The following is a 5,604-nucleotide window of genomic DNA, read 5'->3' as shown; positions in this document are numbered from 1 at the left end:
CGCTTAGTTTAAGCGCGATTTTGGCTGCATGTGAAAAAATTTAAAAGACGTGCAACCCCAATAATTTATATAATCCGCCAATAAATACCTTAAGTTTTTTACTAAATTTTTGTCGTTGAATCCGCGCGGATCAAAAACAAGTTTTGAGTCAGAAATACCCTGAATAACATGATAATAAGATTGGCGGAGTTTGTCAAGTAGTTTCTTTGTTTCTATCCGCTAACCGACAGTTAACTCCCTATATCGTATCTGAAGAATCCCCCTGGCCATTCCAGAAAATTTAACGCCGAGTACACTTTACTTTTAGCTTCTTCTACAGTGTCTCCTTTCCCTACTATATTCAATACTCTTCCACCATCGGAAGCCCAATTGCCGTCTTCATCCAACTTAGTACCAGCATGAAATACTGATACACCAGGAATGTTCTCAATTTTATCTAATCCTTTAATTACTTCTCCCGTTTTATAATCACCTGGATAGCCTTTACTCGCCACAACTACACAAACCGCAGCTTTTTTGCTAAGCTCCACTGTTTTAGCACTTAACTTTCCTTCTACAACTGACAACATTAATTTTAATAAGTCACAATTTTCATCAAATCTAGGCAAAATAGATTGTATTTCCGGATCGCCGAATCTAACATTATATTCAAGAAGTTTTGGATTATCTTTGCAAATCATCAAACCAGCAAAAAGCACTCCTTTATAAGGCGTTCCCATATTAGTCAGTGCTTGAATTGTTGGGTATATTATTCTTTGGATAATTTTTTGTTCTATATCCTTACTTATAACCGAAGGTGATGAGTATGACCCCATGCCTCCAGTATTCTGGCTGTCATTGTTCTCATCAGCCCTTTTATAATCTTTTGCACATCCAAGGGTTACCACTTTTAACCCGTCAACAAGAACAAAAAAACTTACTTCTTCCCCAACTAAAAATTCCTCTATAACTATCTCTTCGCCTGATTCACCAAACTTTTTTTCTATCAACATTGAATCTATCGCTGAAAAAGCCTCGTTTTCCGTATTACATATTATTACGCCTTTCCCTGCTGCTATTCCATCTGCTTTCACTACAAGCGGAAACTTTATTTTATTACTACATACAAAATTTTTAGCTAACTTCTCATCAACAAAACACTCATACTTAGCAGTTGGTATACCGTATTGCTTACACAATCCCTTGGTGAAAGACTTTGATGCCTCAAGTTTTGCAGCTGCCTGACTTGGAGCAAAAACATTTATTCCCTCTGCAACTAAGTTGTCAGCAAGACCATCAATTATTGGCTGTTCTGGACCAATAATAACCAATTCTATATTTTCTCTCTTGCAAAATTGAGTAATATCAATTGAGTTTTGAATATTTATATCCACAAGAACTCCAAGATTTTTCATAGCCGGACGGCCAGGAGTGACATATAACTCAGTTAAGATAGGAGATTTTTTTAGAGCCCAAAGTAAAGCGTGCTCACGTCCGCCAGAACCCACAACTAGAACCTTCATTTTTATTCCCTCGCTTCTCTGTATGTTAATCTACCTATAACAGTATCATTACCCATGTACTTTTGCAACACGTTTGGTATTGTAATCGACCCGTCAGAATCCTGATAATTTTCCATTATGGCGATAATCGTCCTTCCTATGGCTAAAGCTGAGCCATTTAAAGTATGAACGTATTTTTTTATCTTTTTATCAGTTTCTGAAAAGTATTTAGTGTTCATTCTTCTTGCCTGAAATGCACCACAATTTGAGCAGCTTGATATTTCTCTGTACTTATTTTGCCCAGGTAACCACACCTCTATGTCATAAGTCTTCTGTGCAGCAAAGCCCATATCACCACTACACAATAGCATCACTCTATACGGCAGTTCTAACTTTCTTAATATTTCTTCAGCAACATTTGTCATGCGTTCAAGTTCATTATCTGATTGGTTCTCAGTTGTGATGCTCACCAACTCCACTTTACCAAATTGGTGTTGCCTTATCATACCTCTCGTGTCCAGTCCTGCACTGCCAGCTTCTTTACGAAAACACTCCGAATATGCAGTAAGGCGAATGGGTAGTTCTTTTTCTTCCACTATTTTATCAGCAACCAAGTTTGTTAAGACTACTTCACTTGTAGGAATCAATCTTAATGCGTCGGTAGTCAAATATGAATCATCAGAAAATTTCGGTAGCTGACCAACGTTATACATCGCCTCGTTTTTTACTAAAGCTGGGTGATACACCTCGGTATAACCAAATTCATTAACATGCATTTCAAGCATAAAATTTACTAATGCTCGGCCAAGCCTAGCTAATTGCCCTTTCAATACTGAAAATCTTGACCCGGAAATCTTTACTGCTTGTTCAAAGTCCATTAAACCTAGCCTTTCTCCAAGCTCGTAATGAGGTTTTGTTGTAAAATCAAATTGCCTTCTCTCTCCATATTTTTTCATCTCTAAGTTGGAGTTTTCATTTGTGCCTATTGGCACATCTTGTACAGGAATATTTGGCAAGTTAGATAGGATATTCACTAATTTATCCTTTTCTGTTTGCTCTTTTAAGCTGACTATTTCTATCTCATTTGTTATGTTTTTTGATGCCTCTGTTTGCTTTTCACAAGGGCTCTTGCTCATTTTGAGTTTCTTTATTTCCTCCGTAATGTCATTGCGTTGCCTATTCAAATCTTGCAGCTTAGTGGTTAACGACCTTTTCTCATAATCGATTCTCAATACTTCTTCCACAGCAAACTCTTTAATTCCTTTGCTCTTTATCGCTTTCTTAAATTCTTCAGGGTTTTTACGTATATACTCTATATCATGCATATATTGTACTATCACTAACATTGTTACTATACTTCAAAGGTCCTTAATACTCAATGTTTTTGACTAATAAATACTAAGATGACTATGATTGACTTTACCCTTAAAATTTGTTAAAATTTAGTTAACTTGTGTTCACAGGATACAATATGTCAGGCACTACAGAAGAGAATACTTACTTCACCAAACTCAAAGCTGGCGGAAGGTTTGCTATTTACGCCTTCGGTATATATCTGGCAGCTACATTTACTATTGGCTGCTTAGGGTTGGTAATAGGATCTTCTCTATTGACCTTTCCACTTGCTATGCTCATCTCTAATCCTATAGTCTGGATTTTAATGGGAATAGCTCTTGCAGTGACATATAAATTGGCTGTTGAACCTTTATTTCGCTTGGTAAAAGGTTATGTTAATGGGAAAGGGACTTCAAAGAAAGAAAAGAGTAAAGAAGGAGAGGTTGAGCCACAAAAATCGCAAGAGCAGGCTGTAACAAGTCAAGAGGGGCCAGAAACTCCGGACAAAGAGGTTAATTTACAAAAATTACCTGATGAAGAAAACCAAAAAACTCCAGATAGGGATAGTGGCATTGTATCAGATAGTGAACCTGACTCAAAGGACGGTAGTCGTAGAAGCTCTGTGGATAGTGGTTTGGGTGGTAAAGAGTTCAGTGAAGATTTACAAACTCTTGTGCATCAGACAAATAGAGGAAATTATGATTACTGGTTACAACAGCATGATATTGCTCACATTGCAAGAGCTGTATATAACTATTCGGAAAGTTCGGATGGCAACATATTTTTTTGTATTCCTGGTAATCTTGAATCCTTGAGTGAAAGGTTGAGAGAATATAAAAATAAAGCAGAACAAGAGAATTCGAAAAAGGTATTTACTTCAGTTATTAATTTGGGTGGTAATCATTGGGTAGCGCTAGTTGTTGTATACAACTCAGATAATAAACAATTTAGGGCTTATTACTGTGATTCTTTTAGCGCTAATCTACCAAGTCCCGGTAGTCAACGTGAGGAAATAGAACGTGCGAGTGAAATTAAAGAGTGGATTCCCCCTCTCACTGAGCACGCTCGTGAATTAAACGCGCAAGGAAGAAAAGAAATGAGCAAAGACGTCCAAAAAACAGCACAAGCGTGTCGGGACAAGAAAAATGAATTAGTTAATGTTCCAATAGATACCAACAATATGGTAAGTGCACTGGAAGCAGTTTTGGAAATAGGGAGTGATAACATAAGAAGCTCTACAGCTAAACAACAAAATGATGGCTGTAATTGTGGAATATTCGCGTTAGAAAATGCTCGTATGATTACGCAAATGCTTAAAGAAGATAAATTATTTGATCAGATTGATGCAAAGCTATCGGAGTACAAACCTGATTCAAAGCAATTGGAGGAGAAAAGAAGAGAGTTTGCAGAAGCACTCATGAATGATAAAAAATGGAAGGAAGATTTAAAAAACGGGCTGTTATGTGAGCTTCCGCCAAGGACGGAAACATCTCAGTCTTCTACTTCAAAGATGCCGACAGGTACAGTTTACAATGGAGGATTACCATAACCCAATGCCCCTCCAAATAGGAAATTTAACGATTGATTCTCCGGTAATTTTGGCACCAATGTCTGGAGTGACTGATTATCCGTTTAGAAGTATTGTGAAGAAACTTGGTGCGAGTTTGTTAGTCTCAGAAATGATTGCCAGCAGAGCTATGATTATGCAAACTCGCCAGAGCATGCAAAAAGCAAAAGTTGATGAATTGACCTCTGTGCAGCTTGCTGGATGTGAGCCCGATGTTATGGCAGAAGCTGCAAAATTAAACGAGGATATGGGTGCTAAAATCATAGACATAAATTTTGGGTGCCCAGTTAAAAAAGTTGTAAACGGTTATGCAGGATCAGCGTTAATGCGTGATGAAAAAAAGGCTGCTGAGATAATCGATACTGTAGTCAAAGCAGTGAGTGTGCCAGTTACGGTAAAAATGCGTACCGGATGGAACGACGAGAATCGCAACGCTCCACATTTGGCGAAAATTGCAGAGAACCTTGGAGCAAAAATGATAACTGTGCATGGAAGAACAAGAGCACAGCTTTATAATGGTCAAGCAGATTGGAAATTCGTCAGAAGTGTCAAAGAGCAGGTAAAAATTCCGGTTATAGTAAATGGCGACATAAAAAATCTGAATGATATTCAGAAAGCTCTCAAAGAGTCTGGAGCAGATGGAGTGATGATAGGTCGTGGCGCTTACGGCAAACCTTGGTTGATTAATCAAGCAATGAACTTCCTCAGTGGAAGTGAAATTCCTGAACCAACAGCCCCAGAGAAATTAAGCATCATACTTGAACATTACGATAGTATTCTTGAATACTATGGAAATGATACGGGAATAAAGATGGCTCGCAAACACATAGGTTGGTACAGTAGCGGGTTTCAAAATTCATCTGAATTTCGCGTGAGAGTGAATAACATAACGGATAGCATGGAAGTAAAAGAAAATATAGTTAGCTTTTTCAGTTCTTGTATAACTTAAATTAAAAGGCTTGGCGTCTTTTAATTTCTTCAACGCTGCCAGCTCAGTATTCCTGTGATGTCATCCAAACTGGCCACTTTTCTGATCACACGCTGGAATTACACCCTCCCGTAAGATATTTTAGCTCTTACGTAGTGAGATACAATAGACTTCTTGCATGACAAACTTTAGCACAAACGAAGAAATTCCTTGACAACCCCCGCCGCTCCCCTTATCATGTCGCTAAGGGTATTTCTGACTCAAAACTTGTTTTTGATCCGCGCGGATTCAAT

General features: G+C 37.9%; 4 protein-coding genes. 2 read left to right on the top strand and 2 right to left on the bottom strand.

The genetic code is table 11. The features are described 5' to 3' along the window. Positions 1-230 precede the first annotated feature (230 nt). Together purD and serS are read right to left on the bottom strand one after the other, a co-directional pair. Complete coding sequence (gene purD, locus HET73_RS05770) at positions 231-1,502, bottom strand: phosphoribosylamine--glycine ligase (protein ID WP_174134172.1); 1,272 nt, start codon at positions 1,500-1,502, stop codon at positions 231-233. A gap of 2 nt (positions 1,503-1,504) precedes the next feature. Next, the gene (gene serS / locus HET73_RS05765; protein WP_174134174.1) at positions 1,505-2,806 is read right to left on the bottom strand and encodes a serine--tRNA ligase; all 1,302 of its coding nucleotides are present in this window, start codon (positions 2,804-2,806) and stop codon (positions 1,505-1,507) included. A gap of 146 nt (positions 2,807-2,952) precedes the next feature. Here serS and HET73_RS05760 point away from each other — a divergent pair, with 146 nt between their 5' ends. Both HET73_RS05760 and dusB read left to right on the top strand, forming a co-directional pair. Next, the gene (locus tag HET73_RS05760) at positions 2,953-4,365 is read left to right on the top strand and encodes a Ulp1 family isopeptidase (protein ID WP_174134171.1); all 1,413 of its coding nucleotides are present in this window, start codon (positions 2,953-2,955) and stop codon (positions 4,363-4,365) included. A gap of 4 nt (positions 4,366-4,369) precedes the next feature. Then, entirely contained in the window at positions 4,370-5,332 is a 963-nt protein-coding gene (gene dusB / locus HET73_RS05755) for a tRNA dihydrouridine synthase DusB (RefSeq protein WP_174134173.1), read from the top strand. Positions 5,333-5,604 lie beyond the last annotated feature (272 nt).

The organism is Wolbachia endosymbiont of Atemnus politus (genome assembly GCF_013309895.1).
The sequence above is the reverse complement of the archived record's forward strand: the minus strand, read 5'-3'. Positions and strand labels throughout refer to the sequence as shown.

Bases quoted from the DNA above. Each gene is read 5' to 3' on its own strand.
- purD (WP_174134172.1), bottom strand. From the start codon at position 1,502: ATGAAGGTTCTAGTTGTGGGTTCTGGCGGACGTGAGCACGCTTTACTT.
- serS (WP_174134174.1), bottom strand. From the start codon at position 2,806: ATGCATGATATAGAGTATATACGTAAAAACCCTGAAGAATTTAAGAAA.
- HET73_RS05760 (WP_174134171.1), top strand. From the start codon at position 2,953: ATGTCAGGCACTACAGAAGAGAATACTTACTTCACCAAACTCAAAGCT.
- dusB (WP_174134173.1), top strand. From the start codon at position 4,370: ATGCCCCTCCAAATAGGAAATTTAACGATTGATTCTCCGGTAATTTTG.